This is a genomic window from Mesorhizobium sp. M7D.F.Ca.US.004.03.1.1, assembly GCF_003998635.1.
GTDB classification, from domain to species: domain Bacteria; phylum Pseudomonadota; class Alphaproteobacteria; order Rhizobiales; family Rhizobiaceae; genus Mesorhizobium; species Mesorhizobium loti.
Window position 1 is genome coordinate 1 of the sequence record NZ_RZQG01001086.1, and the last position, 1,820, is coordinate 1,820.

The following is a 1,820-nucleotide window of genomic DNA, read 5'->3' on the forward strand; positions in this document are numbered from 1 at the left end:
TGCCAGACATGCGGGTTACAGTGGGCGCCGAAAACATAATGGTGCCTGGCGCCGGGATGAATCGGCTTGTTCTCAACTGTATCTGTCAGCACCGTCATCATAGGCCTGAACTTCGGCATATTGCTCCACAGCCGCATATCTGGGTGTACGAAGATCCCTTCGCGGTTCAGCGTATATTCATTCCAGAACCGCTCGCTGTGATCGTGTTCGTTCCAGATGCACATATCGGCGATCTGCGGGCCTTCGGCACAGACCACGCGCACAGTCTGTCCTCGCTTGACCGTAAACGCCCTCCCAGCCTCTTCGGGTGCGATGGTAAACCTCTCGGCCAAGACGAACCCGGCCTTCGACGCACGAAGGTCATCGAAAAACGCCTTCGGGAAGGGTGGCTTGGGATGCTTCCATTCAAGGGTGTCCATGTGTGAGCCTTATGTGCATATTGTATATACTTTTAATACGATAGGTGAATGCGAGGGTCAAGCACGGCGGATGCAAAATAGACCGGAAAATGCCTTTTTCCAAAAAGGAAATTTACCAAACTGCATTCTTTCGATATACGATCGTCATACGATCACTCCAATCACCGGGATGCCATGAGCTTCGATCTCGTCATCAAGAACGCCAATGTGGTCACGGCTTCCGATACATTCCGAAGCGACATCGGGATCAGCGGCGGCAAAATAGTCGCATTGGCTTGCAACCTTAACGACGGGCGCGAAATCATTGACGCCGATGGGCTACTCGCCCTTCCTGGCGGCATCGACAGCCATGTGCATCTTGAACAGCCTGGCCCGCCTGAAATCGTCATGGCCGACAGCTTCGAGAGCGGCACACTCGCCGCCGCTTTCGGCGGCAACACGACAGTGATGCCTTTCTGTCTCCAGCAGAAGGGCATGGGCCTGCGGCAGTCGCTCGTTGACTATCATGCCGCCGCAGAAGGCATGTGCCATACCGACGTCAGCTTCCACCTGATCATCTCCGACCCTACCCCAAGCGTTCTGGGGCAGGAACTGCCGGCGCTGGTCGAGGCCGGGTACACCTCACTCAAGGTGTTCATGACCTATGACGATCTGGTCCTGAATGACCGGCAGATGCTCGAGGTCATGGCCGCGGCCAAGGAAACCGGCGCGTTGGTGATGGTGCATGCCGAGGGGTACGACACAATCCGCTTCCTGGCCGAGCGGCTCGAACGAGCAGGCAAGACTGCACCGTTCTACCATGGGTCTTCGCGTCCGGCCGCCGTTGAACGCGAAGCGACCCACCGCGCCATCAGTCTCGCCGAGATCACCGACGTGCCAATCATGATTGTACATGTCTCCAACCGGGAGGCCATGGATGAGATTGCCCGTGCGCAGATGCGCGGGCTCAAGATTTTCGGTGAGACCTGCCCGCAATATCTTGTCCTGACGGAAGATGACATGGACAAGGAAGCGATGGAGGGGTCGAAATACGTCTGCAGCCCGCCGCCGCGAACTGTGGAGCATCAACAGGCCTGCTGGCAGGGGCTGGAACGCGGCGTCCTTTCGGTGTTTTCGTCGGACCATTGCCCATATCGCTTCGCCGAAGACGGCAAGCTGACACCCAAGGGCCGGCAGAGCTTTCGCTGGATACCCAATGGAATACCGGGCATTGAGACGCGCCTGCCGATCCTGTTTTCCGAAGGTGTTGGCAAGGGCAGGATCGACGTGAACCAATTCGTTGCGCTGACCTCGACGAACCATGCCAAGACCTACGGTCTGTACCCGCGCAAAGGTACAATCGCAATCGGTTCGGACGCTGATATCGTGCTTTGGGATCCGCACCTGTGCAGGACCATCCAC

At 57.3% G+C, this 1,820-nt stretch carries 2 protein-coding genes; one reads left to right on the plus strand and one right to left on the minus strand.

Annotation, left to right across the window (positions count from 1 at the left end; all coding sequences use genetic code 11):
• A partial coding sequence (locus tag EN935_RS34140) for a DUF1989 domain-containing protein (RefSeq protein ID WP_164771612.1) occupies positions 1–419 on the minus strand: 419 nt, incomplete at its 3' end.
• A gap of 174 nt (positions 420–593) precedes the next feature.
• On the opposite strand from EN935_RS34140, the gene hydA reads away from it, so the two are divergent.
• Positions 594–1,820, plus strand: a 1,227-nt coding sequence (gene hydA / locus EN935_RS34145; RefSeq protein ID WP_127374130.1) for a dihydropyrimidinase, incomplete at its 3' end; no start/stop codon positions are given.